Here is a 15764-nt window from a genome sequence, read left to right on the forward strand (position 1 = left end):
ACTACACGGCATTAGAGTATTGCCAAATAGCCAACATAAAAAAACACCTCAACGTGAGGTGTTTTTGAATTAAGTTTAAAGCCTGTTTACAACATTAAGAATGCAAACAAACCAACACCTAATAGTAAGCGATAGATAACAAATGGCATCATGCCCATGCGCTCAATCACTTTTAAGAAAAAGAAAATACAGGCGTAAGCCGACACAAATGATAAACCAGCGCCTAGTAAAATTGCATGCCAATCAATCGCCTCACCTGCTGTAGCCAACTGATACACATAATATGAACCTGCTGCAGCAATAACTGGAATTGACATTAAAAATGAAAAACGCGCAGCACTTTGTTTGTTTAGGCCCAGCATTAAACCCACTGTAATAGTAATACCTGAACGGGATGTACCAGGGAATACCATAGCAAGCACTTGTGAAAAGCCCAGCAATAGCGCACTAAAAAAGTTTACTTGGTAAATATTTTTAACTTGCTTTGCTTTAGCATCGGCATACCAAAGTAGCAAACCAAATACGATGGTTGAGGTGGCAATAACCCATGCATTACGCGAGTAGCTCTCTACAAAATCTTTGAATAAGTAACCAATTAATAATGCAGGAATAGTAGCAACAATAATCCACCAGCCTAAACGACTATCATCGGTTGCACCTTGTGCACCAAACGACTTAAACCAAGCACCAAGAATATCGACCACTTCTTTTCTAAAGTACAATACAACTGCACCTAAGGTTCCAACGTGAACAGCCACATCAAATGCTAAGCCTTGATCGTGCCAACCTAAAACTTGTGAGGGTAAAATTAAATGCGCTGAGCTCGAAATAGGTAAAAACTCAGTCAATCCTTGGATCAGGGCTAAAACAATTATCTCAATAATACTCATGGGTTAGAAAACTCCACCTTCCATAGTTTTTGTTGGGGGTTGTTATAATTATTCCATAACTCAGCCAAAGTTAGCTTAGCTACGGGGTGATAAAAATCAGGCGCTATTTCAGCAAGAGGCTGTAATACAAACGCATTTTTGGTTATTTCATCCCGCGGTAATTGCGCAGGTGTTTCACAGATAATGTCATCATAAAACAATAAATCGAGATCTAATGTCCGTGGGCTAAATTTTTTATCCTCGCGGGTACGGCCATTATCAAGTTCAATTTGTTTCAGTAGTTTACATAGTTTAGCTAATGGCATATCTGTTTTTGCTGCAACCACTGAATTATAAAAATTACTACCTGCAAACCCCACCGCTTCACTTTCGTATACTGATGAATGAATAAAATCAGGAAAGTAAGCTTTCAGCGCGATAAGCGCCTGTCGAAGATAGTGCTCTTTATTGACATTAGAACCTAGGCTTATAAAAATTTGCGCCATCTCTAATTTGCCTTACATCGGGTGATCTCAACTCCAACAGTTTGCGCTTGTGGCACTGCGGCTGGTTTACTCACGCGAATAGTGACTTGGCTGGTCGCAAACTCAGCTAAAATAATGGCAGCTAATTGCTCAACTAAAGTTTCTAGTAACTCAACAGGTTTTGCCGTTGTGTGCTCAATCACTCGCTCACTCACTTTGGCATAATCAAGAGCCAAATTTATATCATCTGTCGCCGCTGCGGCAGAAATATCACATAACATTTCGATATCAAAATACAGGCTTTGTTTACTTTCTTTTTCAAAATCATACACGCCAATGATGGTGTCTACGTGCAGTTGTGATATATATACCTTGTCCATTGATACTCCAAGCGACATAAATATTAAAAACAATACTCAGCCTTAACGCTTATTAATTTTAATAATGCGCTATATAAGCTTTCATACTGTTTTAATATGTAAAAATTACCCCTACAATAACGAATAGATGCATTGCATAGGGTGCTTACATCCGACTCGACGAGAGTGGCAAATGGTTTTGCCGCCAATGATAGCCCAAAAGTGCAGATTAAAAAATAAGGAAGCGCGTGTTAGAAGTTTTAATGTTAGTTTTGGCTTACATACTAGGTTCGGTCTCTTCCGCTATCCTTGTATCTCGGCTGTTTAAACTACCAGACCCACGCAGTCATGGATCGAATAACCCGGGTGCTACAAATGTTTATCGCCTTGGTGGTAAAGTCCCCGCTGTTTTAGTTCTTGTCTTTGATATTTTAAAAGGAACCATCCCTGTTTGGGGTGCTTACTTTTTAAAGATAGAGCCACTAATGTTAGGTTTAATTGGTGTAGCTGCTTGTTTGGGTCATATGTATCCACTGTTTTTTAGCTTTAAAGGTGGTAAAGCCGTCGCGACCGCTTTTGGCACGTTATTACCCATTGGTTTATCGCTAGGGGGGATGTTGATTGCAACTTGGCTTTTAATTGTTGCTATCACGCGTTACTCATCTCTCGCGGCACTGGTTACGGTTTCATTAGCGCCTATTTATACTTGGTGGATAAAACCTTTGTATACTCTGCCAGTTACCTTTTTAACCGTACTGATAATTTTCCGCCACAGAGCAAACATTACTCGCTTGATGGCTGGGGAGGAACCTAAAGTAGGGGCTAAGAAAAAAGCCCCAGAGCAGGAATAGTGATGTAAATTAAAGCGCTTCGAGTGAATCAATAGGCCAGCGCGGCTTAGTTTTCATATCAAGGCTAGCAAACTGCCCTGCTTTTAAGCGCTGCATACCAGCGTAAGCAATCATTGCACCGTTATCTGTACAAAACTCTGTGCGCGGGTAATACACACGCCCTTTCATGCCTTGCATTACTCGTTCAAGTTGCGCACGCAATTGCACGTTTGCACTCACACCACCGGCGATCACTAAACGTTTGATACCAGTTTGCTTTAATGCACGTTTGCATTTAATGATTAAGGTATCAATTACCGCTGTTTGGAATGCATGAGCAATATCAGCTTTGGTTTGCTCGTCATCATCGCTATCACGAATAGCAAGCGATGCCGCCGTTTTTAAACCACTAAAACTAAAATCTAAGCCGGGTTTATCAGTCATCGGACGTGGAAATACAAAACGCTTAGGCGTACCCTGCTCCGCAAGTTTTGCTAAACGCGGGCCACCAGGGTAATCAAGACCTAATAACTTCGCGGTTTTATCGAATGCTTCACCAGCCGCGTCATCAACTGACTCTCCCAGCACTTCGTATTCACCAATGCCAGATACTTTTACCATCATAGTATGGCCGCCAGACACCAGTAGTGCGATAAACGGAAATTCCGGTTTGTCCTCTTCAAGCATTGGCGCAAGTAGGTGACCTTCCATATGATGTACAGCAACCGCTGGAATATTCCAACCATAAGCCAGTGAGCGACCAATTGAGGTTCCCACCAAAAGTGCACCAACAAGTCCAGGGCCTGCGGTGTATGCAATGCCATCTAAGTCTTCAGGACCACAACCCGCTTGTGCAAAGGCAGCATCAATCAAAGGTAAGGTTTTACGTACGTGATCGCGTGACGCAAGCTCAGGTACCACACCGCCATAATCAGCATGTACTTTTACTTGGCTATACAGTTGATGTGCTAATAAGCCTTGTTCATCATCATAAATGGCAATACCCGTTTCATCACATGATGATTCAATACCTAAAATTCGCATCAATTACTCCGCCAAGAAAAAACAAATGCGTATTTTACAGTGAAAATACGCATTACTGAATATTAAATTGCAATACCAATATTGGTTTGACCGTCAGATACCGCAAGTTGCTTAAGCTCTTTTACGTTCTCTGAGGTAATTCGGCCCATTTGCTCTACAAAATCAATAAGCTCTGCAAGCACATCAATTTCATACTGCATTAAAGGGTGTTCACGAACAGCTTTGTTATCAGCAATTTCACCATCCACTGTTAGTTGATATTCAATGAAACGAGCCACTGAAGCCTGTGAAATTTTACTAATATTTAAAAACTCTTGTTCATCTTTGGCTATCAAACCGTGCAGCATGCCAAGCAAAGCTGTCGCTGTATCGATTGCGGGATAGGTGCCAAACATGTCAAAGTCAGTAAGCTCTGGCACGTTTGGTTCAATTTTTTCAATTTGCTTTTCAAGGCTGATTTTACTTTTTGGCAGTAAGATTTTTTCCCAGCAAACACTCAATGCGCTACGAAAAACCGCGGCATCACCGAACCCTGTTGCTTCACTAAATAAGCTATAATTAGGCAACATACGCTCAAGTAATGCGCCACCTAATACCGCTTTTTGCAAATAGTTTAATTCTCTAATACGTTGAAAATTATTCGCTTTCGTCATTCTTTACAGTCCCACAAGACCAACATATTTCAAATGTTGCTCCGTTAAGCTCATGACATTTTGGGCATACCCAGTCAGGAGCCGATTGTTTTAATTGCCGGTAGTTTAGCAATATTTCTTGCGCCTGGCGCTCTTTTAATGCGTAAACAAGTATATCGACCCCTGTTTGTTCAAATGGGATCTCCCCAAGCGCCCCTTGCAAAAGCTCACCTTGCAGTTGCGATTCGATCCCTTTACTTTTTAGAAGCCCTTTAATAATGTTTGCCTCTAAGCCATTTTCAGCCTGAAACACTTTTACCCAAGTGAATGGGTCCTGCTTCGCAGGTTGATTTAAATTACTGTTTTGCAAATCACTTCCCTTTTACTTTTCTATCTTTAAATCCTAAACTACGCTAGCAACTAACTTCGCTGCAATGCTTATTTCAAGGTAGCCACATGACTTTAACAACACCGGGATTGTTATTCCCAGCAATTTCTTTACTGTTACTTGCTTACACCAACCGTTTTTTGGTGCTTGCTCAGCTTATTCGAGAGCTCAATGCACGTGAAGGAGAAAGTATCCGCCCATTAGTTGTTGCACAGATTACCAATTTAAGAAAACGCATTAAATTAATTCGCGTAATGCAAGTTTATGGTGTTGCCTCTTTTTTAATGTGTACCTTATCAATGTTTGCATTATTTATAGAATTTAATACTACTGGAATCATTTTATTTGGCATCAGCCTCGCGTGCTTAGCCTTGTCGCTTCTCACCTCTTTGTATGAGATCCACATTTCTTGCGATGCAATCGAGATTGAATTGAAAAATATCGAAAAAAAACCTCTTTCAGATAAGGCAGAGTAAAATTCACCCTCTATACTTATTGTATGAGATACAACAATAAGTGGTGCTTTTGTGGATGATTTTTTATTTTCTGAAGAATCCTTAGAAGAAAATAATGTAGGTACGGAAGAGGCTGAATACTGGCATATTCTTGTTGTTGATGATGAAGAAGATATTCATCAAGTTACGAAACTAGTATTAGCTGGGTTCACTTTTGAAAATAAAGCGCTTCGCTTTTATCATGCCTATTCTGCTGCTGAAGCGAGAGAGCTTTTAGGTAAAGGTACTCCATTTTCAGTGGCACTTGTTGATGTGGTAATGGAAACAAACCACGCAGGCCTCGATCTCATTCAATACATCCGCGATGAAATAGAAAACCATGATATACGTTTAATACTGCGTACAGGTCAGCCTGGGGAAGCCCCTGAAGAAGCCATCATTCGTGATTACGATATCAATGATTACAAAAATAAAACTGAGCTCACCGCGATAAAAATGAAAACTTTGCTCTATTCAGCGCTACGTTCACATCGTGATATTCAGATTATTGATCATCATAAACATGGCCTCGAACAAATTATCAATGCCTCAGCCAATTTCCTAAAATGTGATAGTGTACAAGAGTTTGCCTCCACAATTTTAAACCATGTTACTAACGTAATGGGGATAAGTGACAGAGAAATATATTGTGCCGCTGCGGTTAACCTGCAATCATCGCCAGCTAATGACTTTCAATTACTTGCCGCTTCAGGTGTTGAGCCAACTCCATGTAAAAATAAAATTCCTGAGGATGTAAAAAACTTATTTATTGATGCGCATGAAAGAAAATCGTCTTTAAAAAACAGCACAGATTACATTGGCTACTTTCCAACAAAAGCAGGCCTTGAAACTATGTTGTATGTCAATAAAGGTTCAAAGCTGCAAAATACAGACTATCAACTGCTAGAATTTTACGCCAATAATATCGCACTTGCTTATGACAACTTAAAGCTTAGAGAAATGGTCAAAGAGTCACAAAAAGAGTTGTCGTATATTCTTGGTGAAGCAGTCGAAAAGCGCTCAAAGGAAACTGGCTCACATGTTAAACGTGTCGCTTTGTACAGTGAGTTACTCGCAAAATTATATGGCTTGGATTCGTTCCGCTGTGAAATCATTAAACTGGCTTCACCATTACATGATATTGGTAAAATTAGTATTCCAGACAAGATTCTAAATAAGCCTGGTAAACTCACTGATGAAGAATGGGAAATAATGAAAACTCATGCCGAAACTGGCTATGAAATACTAAAAAACTCAACAAACGAAATATTAAATTGTGGGGCCTTAATTTCCTACCAACACCATGAAAAATGGGATGGAACTGGTTATCCGCAAGGACTAATTGGTGATAATATCGATATTGTTGGTCGAATTACTGCAATTGCAGATGTATTTGACGCACTTTGCAGTGACCGATGCTACAAAAAAGCATGGCCACTCGATGATGCTCTCTCATTGATAAAAGAGCAACGTGGGAAACATTTTGATCCAATTTTAGTCGATCAGCTACTTGAAAATTTAGCGCTTTTCTTAGAAATTAAGGAACGTTATCCTGATTGATGTAACTTTTCTGTAAAACAAGTACTTCCCAATACGGGTACAATACTTTACTATGCCTCTCGTGATGTAAAATTGTACCGCCTGGATGTAGGGCTTACTTATAACAAGGGACTATTAAAGTGAGATTTGAACAACTTGAACAATTCGTAGCATTAGGCGTGCTAAGGCATTTCCGCCAAGCTGCAGAGAAAACTCAAATAAGCACTTCTGCATTAACTAGAAGCATTCAAACACTTGAAGATGAAATTGGTTATGAGCTAGTTACTCGCTCTACTCGCTCAGTAAAGTTAACCAAAGAAGGTGAGCTTTTCCTAGAGTATGCAAAACAAACTCTCGACAATCTTGAAGAAACCAAGAAGCATTTATTTGAATCATTAAACGGCTGCGCAAGTGAAAAACTGATTATTGGCTACACCAACAAAGCGAGCACGGTTGTGCCTGTTTCTTGCGGTCAGTTTTTAGCGCAGTACCCTCATGTGAAAATCGAGATGCAGTTGCAAGAGCAAAGTGAGCTAGTACGTAAACTGCAATTAGGTGAAATTGATATCAGTGTATGTTCGCAAGCGATGAACAGCATTGGCAGCGATATACATTTACCTGATCAACTAATCATTTTCGTGGCTAAAAACCACCCGCTTGCAAATAAAAGTGACATTAGTAAACGCGACTTAGCTGACTACCCTATGTACAGCTGTTTTTCACAGTCAAAACAAGTGCAATCTATGCTAAACGATGCAATTGATTCTTTTGATAAAACATCAAGCATCAAAGTAGGCAGTATTGAACAAGTTATGGATGGTCTGAAAAAATCAAACCATATCGCGATTGCCAGCATTGAGCATGCTAATAGTGTGTCATCTGATCCGGAGTTACTATTATTAAAAACTAATAAAGGTATCGCACACGACCAGCTAATAATCCAAACAAACCAACAAATCAATGAGAATTCTCACGTTAGCCACTTACTCGATCTCATTGAAAAAACGGCCCTTTCAAGCCAAGGTTAGAAGCTATTTAATCTACTGCTAGCCTGTAATTAATCAGGCTAGCCAATCTTTTTTTATTTCTTCATTTTTACTGCATAAAAAGCGTGCATCACACAATTTTTCATATACACTTACGCACCTTTTTTTGATTGTGTACATGAATGACCGCACCGCTTATTACCGACACATACTTAGATGCTATTGAACGTACTGGTTATGCTGTTGTTGAAAACGCGATTAATGAAAGCTTAATTGCTGATTTAATTGCCGATTGCTATCGCATTAATCCGCATTTTAATACCGCAGGTATTGGCCGATTAAACGACCAACAAATAGATAAAACTGTGCGTAAAGATAAAACCTTTTGGTTTGATAGCTCAAGCCAAGCACAAATTACTTACCTGGCGACCATGGAAGCAATAAAGACACAGTTAAACCGTGGCTTTTATTTAGGCTTATTTGACTATGAATGCCATTATGCAAAGTATCAACAAGGTGACTTTTATAAAAAGCACTATGATGCCTTCAAAGGCCGTTCTAATCGCATTTTTACAACGGTTTGTTACTTAAATACGCCAGAATCTGGCGGTGAATTGGTGATCTACAAACCAAAGAGTAAAGAGATTGAAATAGTCATTAAACCTCAAGCGGGCTTATTGGTGATGTTTGAAAGCGAACGCTTTATGCATGAAGTATTACCCGCAAACGATGTACGCTACTCTATTGCGGGTTGGTTCAGAAAAAATGCCTCAATCAGCGGTATTATCGACCCACCAAGATAATTAAAAGGACAGTGGCAAGGATGCTGCTAAACCGATAAAAATCACTAACCCCACATAGTGATTATTCAAAAATGCTTTGAAGCAAGGCTCTCGCTCTCGTTTATGAATAAGCGTTTGTTGATAAAGTAAAAAACCAACCGCTGCAGCTAAGCCCAGCCAATATGGCAAGCCAAGGTGATGACTCATACCTATGTAAGCAAGAATCGCAATAAATAAGGCATTGAGTAAAAAGATGATATGTCTGTCATAGCTGGCAAACAAGATTGCTGTCGATTTAACGCCAATCTTTAAGTCATCATCTCTATCAACCATGGCGTACATGGTGTCATAAGCCACAGTCCAAACAAGGTTCCCGGTAAATAGTAGCCAGGCCTCTAACGGTACTGACCCTATGGATGCCATGTAGGCCATTGGAATAGCCCAACTGAATGCCGCGCCAAGTACAACTTGCGGCAGCTGGGTGTAACGCTTCATAAATGGATAACAAAACGCCAATGCTAAGGCACCAAACGATAATAATATCGTTGACCATCCAAGTGTTAACACTAAACCAAACGCCACCACAATGAGCAGTACAAATAAGCTCAGAGCTTCACCACTTGATACTAAACCTGCTGCTAGCGGTCGCTGAGCTGTACGCTTAACTGAGCCATCGATTTTACGATCGGCAAAGTCATTAATTACACAGCCGGCACTGCGCATCACAAAGACACCCAAACTAAATACCACAAAATTTAATAAGCTAGGCGTGCCAAGCTCGGCAAGCCATAGCGCCCAGTAAGTAGGCCACAATAATAATAAAGTGCCTATTGGCTTATCGGTACGCATTAATTGCTTATAGTAAGCTATATGTGCGACCTTAAGTGCAGCTAGCTTCATAGGTAAATATACGCTCCAGGTAAGAATACTTCAGCCACGAGAAAATGAGCATTAGATAAGCTAAATACACTGCGCCTTCCCCACAATGCTTGTGAAGAGTAGCCTATTTCAGCTGTTAAAGCTTGAATAGCGTGCTGCTGTGAAAACTCAGCAACTTCTATTTCAGTGCGCGATAAGTTTGGGTCTTGAAAAATAACATCACCAAGCGGCCTTGTTCCCATACTTAGTAACTGCTGCTTTTTTAATGTATCATCTGCCGGCAACCAGCTTTGCGCATAAACCATTGGTTTACCATCGCATAGTAGTAACACTTCGCGATTTAATGCCTGACTTAAAGAGGTATTGAGTAATGCTTGTTGCTCGCGGGTTAAGTCAAAAGGTGCTTCGTTTAAAACTTTAACTGAAAAGGCCTGACAGTGACTTTTAAGCTTAGCTGTTAAAGACCCAGCTTCAAGCAGCCAACTTTGCTGTTGTTGCGTCAAATCTGGAAATGCTGAAGCAGGCTGCCAATTTGCAGCTAATGAAACTGGGAATGTGATCACAACGACTCATTATTTTTAAAAACCGTGCAAATGATATCACTGCTGCACGTTTGGCAAAAGTCATGATTTAATCTCAAGCTGGGTTAAAAAACGCAGAACAGCCTGTATCTTAAGTGAATTTGGGTATAGACTAAAAATCATTGAAAGGGTGGAATATTCTTAACTATGAAAAAATCATTGTTATCAATTTACTTGATAAGCATGCTACTTGTTACTGCAACAAGTTGGTCTGTACGCGCTGAATCAAATGTTGGCTACTTTGGTTTTGAGCCTGACATCATCACTAACTACATAGGCCAAGGTAATAAAAAGCTTGGCTATGTTCGTATTACGGTGGATCTCATGCTCAATGATCTATCTGATATCGCAATCGTAGAACACCACACTCCACTATTGCGTGATGCGATTGTTGAAATACTCTCCAAAGAGCCAGAAGAAAACATTAAATCGCTGACCGGCCGCGAAGAAATCAGAAAGCGCTGTACCGAAAAGCTAAAAGCACTACTAAAACAAGAAACAGGACAAGAGATTGTCCGAGAAGTGTTATTTACTAAGTATTTATATCATTAATTGTAAAATGGCGGCATAAGCCGCCATTTTATTTACGCGATTATTTGCGTGAAAGAAGCTTGTCTGACACAGCATAAGCCATACCAGCCAATAACCCCGCTAAATGCGCCCAGTTCGCCATACTCACAGGCAACATATCTACAAAGCCAAGAATAAGCCATACCAGCATAAAACCGACAATGCTATTACTTACTAGTGGCGGCTCTGTTGGCCTCATTACGCTGTAGATCCAACAAAAACCCAGTAAACCATACACAACGCCGCTTAAACCACCAAAGTTAGGCCCAACAACTAAAAACTGTGCCCAGTTACTAATGAATGCCGTCACTAAAAATAAACCCACTAAGGTTAATTTACCGCTGCGTTTTTCTATATCGTTACCCAGCGTCATCCACCAGATCAGATTAAAAATAAGATGAACAGCGCTAAAGTGCACAATGGCAGGTGTAAACCAAGTTAGAGGCTGTGCAGGGTTGAACTGCAACATACTATAAATAGTTTCAAAACCACCCAATAAGAAGGCCACAAATATAGCTATCGAGACTAGAGTAACTGTACGGTTTAGCCAGCTTAATGCCTTAAAACGGGCTTTTAAATTAAGTGATTGGCCTTGATATGACAGAGGCGATTGTGTACTGCCCACCTGCCATGAAGCTTGTTGGTATTTTTCGTCATGAGGGTTAGCCGCAAACTCCTGCCAAAGTGGTTGAGCCTGATGAAAGTGCTCTGGAGCAACACAAATAATCACAGTTTGCCCATCTTGCGAGCGTAGCTCACCATGTAAGCCCTTACTTTTGATGTAATCTATAAAGCCTTGTGCGGCGCGAGGATTATTTATGCTACCCAACTCAATCATCGTTCAATATGCTCCGGAAGTTGCGTCTGCCATGCTGTAAAGCCACCATCCATGCTGTACACGTCTTCAAAACCCTGCTCAACTAAATAGCTAGCAGCACCTTGTGAACTTACACCATGATAACAAACAATGATAATTGGCTGGTCAAACTCTTTATGCATCATAAATTCGCTGATATTGGCATTTGATAAATGTTCAGCACCTGGGATATGCCCAGTTTGAAATGAGTTTGGATCGCGAATATCAGCAATCACAACCTCTTCTTTATCTAACAGCGCAAACGTTTCGCTCACTGAAATATGTTTATACGACATAGTACTCTCTAAACTAAAAAGGCGGCCAAAGCCGCCCTATCAAATAACTCAGTATTAATCCCAGTTGAGGATTACTTTACCTGATTGGCCTGAAATCATTGTATCAAAGCCTGCCTGGAAGTCATCCACAGAGAACTGGTGAGTGATAATTGGTTTCAGATCAAGACCTGACTGAATTAGACTCGCCATCTTGTACCAGGTTTCAAACATTTCACGGCCGTAAATCCCTTTAATTATTAAACCTTTGAAAATAACTTGGTTCCAATCAACTGCCATATCTGAAGGTGGAATACCTAACATGGCAATTTTACCACCGTGATTCATGTTGTTTAACATGCTGTTGAATGCAACCGGCACACCTGACATTTCAAGACCGATATCAAAGCCTTCTGTCATGCCAAGCTCTTTCATAACATCTTCAAGCTTTTCATTCGCTACGTTGACGGCACGAGTCGCGCCCATTTTACGCGCTAAATCTAGACGGTATTCGTTCACATCGGTGATAACCACATGACGTGCACCCACGTGTTTGGCAACAGCGGCTGCCATAATACCAATTGGACCAGCACCTGTGATTAATACATCTTCACCGACTAAGTCAAACGACAATGCTGTGTGTACTGCATTACCGAATGGGTCAAAGATTGATGCTAGTTCATCAGGAATGTTATCTGGAATTTTAAATGCGTTGAAAGCTGGGATCACAAGGTATTCAGCAAATGCACCTTCACGGTTTACACCAACACCTGTTGTATTACGACATAAATGCACACGACCAGCGCGACAGTTACGACAATGACCACAGGTAATATGGCCTTCGCCAGAAACACGGTCACCCACTTGGAAACCACGTACTTCCTGACCCATATCAACCACTTCACCTACATATTCGTGGCCAACAACCATTGGCGTAGGAATTGTATTTTGTGCCCACTCATCCCATTTATAAATATGGACATCTGTACCACAAATTGCTGTTTTGCGGATTTTAATAAGCAGATCGTTATGGCCAACTTCAGGTTTTGGCGCATCAGTCATCCAGATCCCTGGTTCTGCTTTTAATTTAGATAATGCTTTCATGATTTATACTCAATTAAACAAAACCGAAGCAAAAGCTTCGGTTTAGGAAATAAAATTAGATAACACCCATTTCTTTACCAATACGGGTAAAGGCAGCAATAGCGGTATCTAATTGCTCTTTTGTATGCGCCGCAGAAATTTGCGTACGGATACGTGCTTGGCCTTTAGGTACTACAGGGAATGAGAAACCTGTAACGTAAATACCTTCGGCAAGTAATTTGTCAGCCATGGCTGAGGCAACTTTAGCATCGCCTAACATGACAGGGATAATAGCGTGGTCTTTACCTGCACAGGTAAATCCTGCAGCTTCCATTTGTTCACGGAAATACTTTGCGTTATCCCAAAGTTTAGCGCGTAACTCGCCGCCATTGCTTAGCATCTCAAGTACTTTAATTGATGCAGTAACAATTGATGGTGCTAGTGAGTTTGAGAAAAGGTAAGGACGAGAGCGCTGACGTAACCACTCAACAATTTCTTTTTTACCTGATGTGTAACCGCCTGATGCACCACCAAGTGCTTTACCAAGGGTACCTGTGATGATATCAACACGATCAAGTACACCGCAGTACTCCGGCGTACCTTTACCATTTTCACCAACAAAACCAACCGCGTGAGAGTCATCAACCATCACTAATGCATCATATTTATCAGCTAGGTCACAAACCGCTTCTAGATTACAAATTACGCCGTCCATTGAGAAAACACCGTCAGTGGCGATTAACTTAGTTTTAGCACCCGCTTCATCAGCAGCAATAAGTTGCTTTTCAAGGTCGCTCATGTCGTTATTTGCATAGCGGAAACGCTTTGCTTTACAAAGACGCACACCGTCAATGATCGAAGCATGGTTTAGCGCGTCAGAGATGATTGCATCATCTGGGCCTAAGATTGTTTCGAATAAACCTGCGTTGGCATCAAAGCATGATGAGTAAAGAATAGTGTCTTCGGTTTCTAAGAACTCAGAGATCTTTTGCTCTAAAGTTTTATGAATATCTTGAGTACCACAAATAAAGCGTACAGACGCAACCCCAAAACCATGATCGTCAAGGCCTTGTTGAGCTGCTTTAATTAACTCTGGGCTATTTGCTAAGCCAAGGTAGTTATTAGCACAAAAGTTAATGACCTTATCACCAGAGGCAACTTCAATTTGAGCCTGTTGCTGTGACGTGATAACACGCTCGCTTTTGTATAAGCCTTCAGCTTTCACTTCATCAATTTGCTGCTGCAACTGATTAAAAAACGCAGATGCTCTCATCTGTAATCTCCACATATTCTTGTATCTAACCAGAAATGATTAGCATGACATTAAATTTTGCGCCTATTGTAAAAGCTTAGACGAACAATTGCACTGTTTGCAGTTCGTCGCAGACCTTAAGGCTTGCGAAATAAAACTGGTCTTACCTGCTAAGACTGTAAAATTAAAGCAGGTAACTCAGCTAAAGACTCACAGACTACATCGGCATGTTGTTCTGTTGACTCGGCATAACTTTGCCCTGAACGAACTAAAACGCGGGTAGCGATATTGGCTCTCTCAGCGGCAATAAGGTCGCCAAGCTTATCACCAACCATAATACTTTGAGATGGATCTATTTGATGCTCATCAATGGCTTGTAAAAGCATACCTGGGGCAGGCTTGCGACAATTACACTCTTGCAAATAGGCAGGTTCTGCTTTGCTTGGATGATGCGGACAAAAATAGACATCAAGAATAGTAACGCCGTTACTTAAAAACTCGCCCTTCATCCACTCTGTGAGGTTGGAAAAATCTTGTTCTGAATAATAACCACGGCCAATACCCGACTGGTTAGTTACCACCACAATTTTATAACCAGCATCAGCAAAAGCTTTGCATGCCTCGAATACACCGGGTACAAATTCAAACTCTTCTGGTTTGTATACATAGCCATGATCAATATTGACCACACCATCGCGGTCTAAAAATAAAACTTTGCTCATTACAATTGCTCTTTATCTACCACGTGGTCAAACATCGAAACCACCTTTTCAACACTTATTTGCGCCATTAAATCAGCCCCTTTAACGCGTGTTCCCCAGGGTAGCTCTTGCGCCGTTTTGCCTGTTTGCTCTCGTAAGTTTTGGTGATAAACCTCAACAACATAATCTTGGTACAAATAAGGCCCTGTGCGTTTTGGGTTTGAGTGGGCATACAAACCAATAACAGGCGTTCCTACCGTTACCGCCATATGTGCAGGCCCAGTATCAGGAGCTAACACTAACGCCGCACGTTTCAAAACACATAACAACTCTTTTAGCTGAGTTTTCCCTACTAAGTTAAGCACAGGTGCCGAACTCTGCGCGATAATTTGCTCGGCAAGTTCAATTTCTAAAGGGGTTGGGCCACCAGTAATAACCACCGAAAAGCCTTGTTGATGAGCATGTTCAGCAAGTGCAGCATAACGCTCAGGTAACCAATTACGCTCTTTTTTACTTGCCGCAGGCGAGATAACAAAAATACGCCCGGCTAAACGCTCATTGCCTAATAGCGCATCGGCTGCTTGTTGGTGCTGTTCAGTTATTGGCATTTGCCATTGAGGTTTGTAATCAGGGGTCCCTATTGCTTGAGCAAAACCTTTAAAACCTTCTAATACATGCGCCTCTGATTGCGTGGCAATACGCTTATTAATAAACAAGCTATGTAACTCTTTTGAGCGCGCCCAATCAAACCCCACTTTGACTTTTGCAGGAATACAACGGGCTGCTAGATTAGCTCTGAGTGCGACTTGCATATGTAATAACACATCAAATTTACGCCCCTTGAACGTATCTTTTAGTTGCTGATAAGCCTGTTTGCCCTGCTTTTTATCGAACACAACAAACTCAACGCCAGGTAAATCAGCCAGTAACATGGCCTCAACTTTACCAATCACCCAGGTAATTTTTGCCTTCGGATGTGCCTTTTGAATTGCTTGCACTGCTGATACGGCATGACATACATCACCAATAGCCGAAAGCCTTAAAATACAAATATCTGAATAGGAGGTTGATTGAGTCACGTGCGCCCTTAGCTACAGCAAATAATATGCGATCTTAAATTAACTTGATGCTAATGCAAGCACTTATGCGAAAAGCTAAAAAT

General features: G+C 40.9%; 20 protein-coding genes. 6 read left to right on the forward strand and 14 right to left on the reverse strand.

Features of this window, described 5'->3' with window-relative positions:
* Positions 1–86 precede the first annotated feature (86 nt).
* Genes ISP07_RS07015 through folB form a run of 3 tightly spaced genes read right to left on the reverse strand, consistent with a single transcriptional unit; the run spans position 87 to position 1734 of the window.
* Positions 87–890: an undecaprenyl-diphosphate phosphatase gene (locus tag ISP07_RS07015; RefSeq protein WP_194441813.1), complete on the reverse strand. Its 804-nt coding sequence runs from the start codon at positions 888–890 to the stop codon at positions 87–89.
* Positions 887–1375, reverse strand: a complete 489-nt coding sequence (folK, locus tag ISP07_RS07020) for a 2-amino-4-hydroxy-6-hydroxymethyldihydropteridine diphosphokinase (protein WP_054551078.1) — start codon at positions 1373–1375, stop codon at positions 887–889. The genes ISP07_RS07015 and folK overlap by 4 nt, the downstream gene beginning before the upstream one ends.
* Before the next feature lie 2 nt (positions 1376–1377).
* Positions 1378–1734 carry a dihydroneopterin aldolase gene (folB, locus tag ISP07_RS07025; RefSeq protein ID WP_138599658.1) on the reverse strand — a complete coding sequence of 119 codons (357 nt, stop codon included), beginning with the start codon at positions 1732–1734 and terminating at the stop codon, positions 1378–1380.
* A 227-nt stretch (positions 1735–1961) separates the two neighbouring features.
* Here folB and plsY point away from each other — a divergent pair, with 227 nt between their 5' ends.
* Positions 1962–2564 (forward strand): glycerol-3-phosphate 1-O-acyltransferase PlsY, encoded by a 603-nt coding sequence (plsY, locus tag ISP07_RS07030; RefSeq protein ID WP_138599657.1) that lies wholly within the window; start codon positions 1962–1964, stop codon positions 2562–2564.
* Between the two features lie 9 nt (positions 2565–2573).
* Here the strand turns inward: plsY and tsaD are convergent, their stop codons facing one another.
* The 3 genes from tsaD to ISP07_RS07045 all read right to left on the reverse strand — a co-directional run bounded on the left by tsaD (position 2574) and on the right by ISP07_RS07045 (position 4589).
* Complete coding sequence (gene tsaD / locus ISP07_RS07035) at positions 2574–3587, reverse strand: tRNA (adenosine(37)-N6)-threonylcarbamoyltransferase complex transferase subunit TsaD (protein ID WP_054551076.1); 1014 nt, start codon at positions 3585–3587, stop codon at positions 2574–2576.
* A gap of 62 nt (positions 3588–3649) precedes the next feature.
* Positions 3650–4240 carry a YjaG family protein gene (locus ISP07_RS07040; protein WP_054551075.1) on the reverse strand — a complete coding sequence of 197 codons (591 nt, stop codon included), beginning with the start codon at positions 4238–4240 and terminating at the stop codon, positions 3650–3652.
* The gene (locus ISP07_RS07045) at positions 4224–4589 is read right to left on the reverse strand and encodes a DUF2007 domain-containing protein (protein ID WP_054551074.1); all 366 of its coding nucleotides are present in this window, start codon (positions 4587–4589) and stop codon (positions 4224–4226) included. The genes ISP07_RS07040 and ISP07_RS07045 overlap by 17 nt, the downstream gene beginning before the upstream one ends.
* 86 nt (positions 4590–4675) lie before the next feature.
* On the opposite strand from ISP07_RS07045, the gene ISP07_RS07050 reads away from it, so the two are divergent.
* From ISP07_RS07050 to ISP07_RS07065, 4 genes are all read left to right on the forward strand, one after another.
* The gene (locus ISP07_RS07050) at positions 4676–5083 is read left to right on the forward strand and encodes a DUF2721 domain-containing protein (RefSeq protein WP_054551073.1); all 408 of its coding nucleotides are present in this window, start codon (positions 4676–4678) and stop codon (positions 5081–5083) included.
* Between the two features lie 51 nt (positions 5084–5134).
* Positions 5135–6661, forward strand: a complete 1527-nt coding sequence (locus ISP07_RS07055; RefSeq protein WP_054551072.1) for a response regulator — start codon at positions 5135–5137, stop codon at positions 6659–6661.
* Between the two features lie 119 nt (positions 6662–6780).
* Positions 6781–7668 (forward strand): LysR family transcriptional regulator, encoded by an 888-nt coding sequence (locus ISP07_RS07060; protein WP_054551071.1) that lies wholly within the window; start codon positions 6781–6783, stop codon positions 7666–7668.
* Between the two features lie 140 nt (positions 7669–7808).
* The gene (locus tag ISP07_RS07065; RefSeq protein WP_209327190.1) at positions 7809–8429 is read left to right on the forward strand and encodes a 2OG-Fe(II) oxygenase; all 621 of its coding nucleotides are present in this window, start codon (positions 7809–7811) and stop codon (positions 8427–8429) included.
* Here ISP07_RS07065 and ubiA read toward each other — a convergent pair whose 3' ends face one another.
* Together ubiA and ISP07_RS07075 are read right to left on the reverse strand one after the other, a co-directional pair.
* On the reverse strand, positions 8430–9308 hold the full coding sequence (ubiA, locus tag ISP07_RS07070) for a 4-hydroxybenzoate octaprenyltransferase (protein WP_209327191.1): 879 nt from the start codon (positions 9306–9308) through the stop codon (positions 8430–8432).
* Positions 9305–9850, reverse strand: coding sequence for a chorismate--pyruvate lyase family protein (locus tag ISP07_RS07075; protein ID WP_209327192.1), 546 nt, complete (start codon positions 9848–9850; stop codon positions 9305–9307). The genes ubiA and ISP07_RS07075 overlap by 4 nt, the downstream gene beginning before the upstream one ends.
* Before the next feature lie 201 nt (positions 9851–10051).
* Here ISP07_RS07075 and ISP07_RS07080 point away from each other — a divergent pair, with 201 nt between their 5' ends.
* The gene (locus tag ISP07_RS07080; protein ID WP_371351978.1) at positions 10052–10420 is read left to right on the forward strand and encodes a flagellar basal body-associated protein FliL; all 369 of its coding nucleotides are present in this window, start codon (positions 10052–10054) and stop codon (positions 10418–10420) included.
* 40 nt (positions 10421–10460) lie between these two features.
* Here ISP07_RS07080 and glpG read toward each other — a convergent pair whose 3' ends face one another.
* The 6 genes from glpG to ISP07_RS07110 form a co-directional block, all read right to left on the reverse strand.
* Entirely contained in the window at positions 10461–11276 is an 816-nt protein-coding gene (gene glpG / locus ISP07_RS07085; protein WP_209327193.1) for a rhomboid family intramembrane serine protease GlpG, read from the reverse strand.
* Positions 11273–11590 (reverse strand): thiosulfate sulfurtransferase GlpE, encoded by a 318-nt coding sequence (glpE, locus tag ISP07_RS07090; protein WP_054560963.1) that lies wholly within the window; start codon positions 11588–11590, stop codon positions 11273–11275. The genes glpG and glpE overlap by 4 nt, the downstream gene beginning before the upstream one ends.
* A gap of 54 nt (positions 11591–11644) precedes the next feature.
* The gene (gene tdh, locus ISP07_RS07095) at positions 11645–12670 is read right to left on the reverse strand and encodes an L-threonine 3-dehydrogenase (RefSeq protein WP_209327194.1); all 1026 of its coding nucleotides are present in this window, start codon (positions 12668–12670) and stop codon (positions 11645–11647) included.
* 55 nt (positions 12671–12725) lie between these two features.
* A complete protein-coding gene (locus ISP07_RS07100; protein ID WP_054560964.1) occupies positions 12726–13922 on the reverse strand; it encodes a glycine C-acetyltransferase in 1197 nt (398 codons plus the stop codon).
* 149 nt (positions 13923–14071) lie between these two features.
* Entirely contained in the window at positions 14072–14623 is a 552-nt protein-coding gene (gmhB, locus tag ISP07_RS07105; RefSeq protein WP_209327195.1) for a D-glycero-beta-D-manno-heptose 1,7-bisphosphate 7-phosphatase, read from the reverse strand.
* A complete protein-coding gene (locus tag ISP07_RS07110; protein WP_209327196.1) occupies positions 14623–15681 on the reverse strand; it encodes a glycosyltransferase family 9 protein in 1059 nt (352 codons plus the stop codon). Before ISP07_RS07110 ends, gmhB begins: the two co-directional genes overlap by 1 nt.
* Positions 15682–15764: the final 83 nt, after the last annotated feature.

The sequence above is a fragment of the Pseudoalteromonas sp. PA2MD11 genome (assembly GCF_017808125.1).
In the GTDB taxonomy this organism is placed as follows: domain Bacteria; phylum Pseudomonadota; class Gammaproteobacteria; order Enterobacterales; family Alteromonadaceae; genus Pseudoalteromonas; species Pseudoalteromonas simplex.

Coding starts and splice junctions, on each gene's coding strand:
- ISP07_RS07015 (WP_194441813.1), bottom strand. CDS start 890: ATGAGTATTATTGAGATAATTGTTTTAGCCCTGATCCAAGGATTGACT.
- folK (WP_054551078.1), bottom strand. CDS start 1,375: ATGGCGCAAATTTTTATAAGCCTAGGTTCTAATGTCAATAAAGAGCAC.
- folB (WP_138599658.1), bottom strand. CDS start 1,734: ATGGACAAGGTATATATATCACAACTGCACGTAGACACCATCATTGGC.
- tsaD (WP_054551076.1), bottom strand. CDS start 3,587: ATGCGAATTTTAGGTATTGAATCATCATGTGATGAAACGGGTATTGCC.
- ISP07_RS07040 (WP_054551075.1), bottom strand. CDS start 4,240: ATGACGAAAGCGAATAATTTTCAACGTATTAGAGAATTAAACTATTTG.
- ISP07_RS07050 (WP_054551073.1), top strand. CDS start 4,676: ATGACTTTAACAACACCGGGATTGTTATTCCCAGCAATTTCTTTACTG.
- ISP07_RS07065 (WP_209327190.1), top strand. CDS start 7,809: ATGACCGCACCGCTTATTACCGACACATACTTAGATGCTATTGAACGT.
- ubiA (WP_209327191.1), bottom strand. CDS start 9,308: ATGAAGCTAGCTGCACTTAAGGTCGCACATATAGCTTACTATAAGCAA.
- ISP07_RS07080 (WP_371351978.1), top strand. CDS start 10,052: ATGCTACTTGTTACTGCAACAAGTTGGTCTGTACGCGCTGAATCAAAT.
- glpG (WP_209327193.1), bottom strand. CDS start 11,276: ATGATTGAGTTGGGTAGCATAAATAATCCTCGCGCCGCACAAGGCTTT.
- glpE (WP_054560963.1), bottom strand. CDS start 11,590: ATGTCGTATAAACATATTTCAGTGAGCGAAACGTTTGCGCTGTTAGAT.
- tdh (WP_209327194.1), bottom strand. CDS start 12,670: ATGAAAGCATTATCTAAATTAAAAGCAGAACCAGGGATCTGGATGACT.
- ISP07_RS07100 (WP_054560964.1), bottom strand. CDS start 13,922: ATGAGAGCATCTGCGTTTTTTAATCAGTTGCAGCAGCAAATTGATGAA.
- gmhB (WP_209327195.1), bottom strand. CDS start 14,623: ATGAGCAAAGTTTTATTTTTAGACCGCGATGGTGTGGTCAATATTGAT.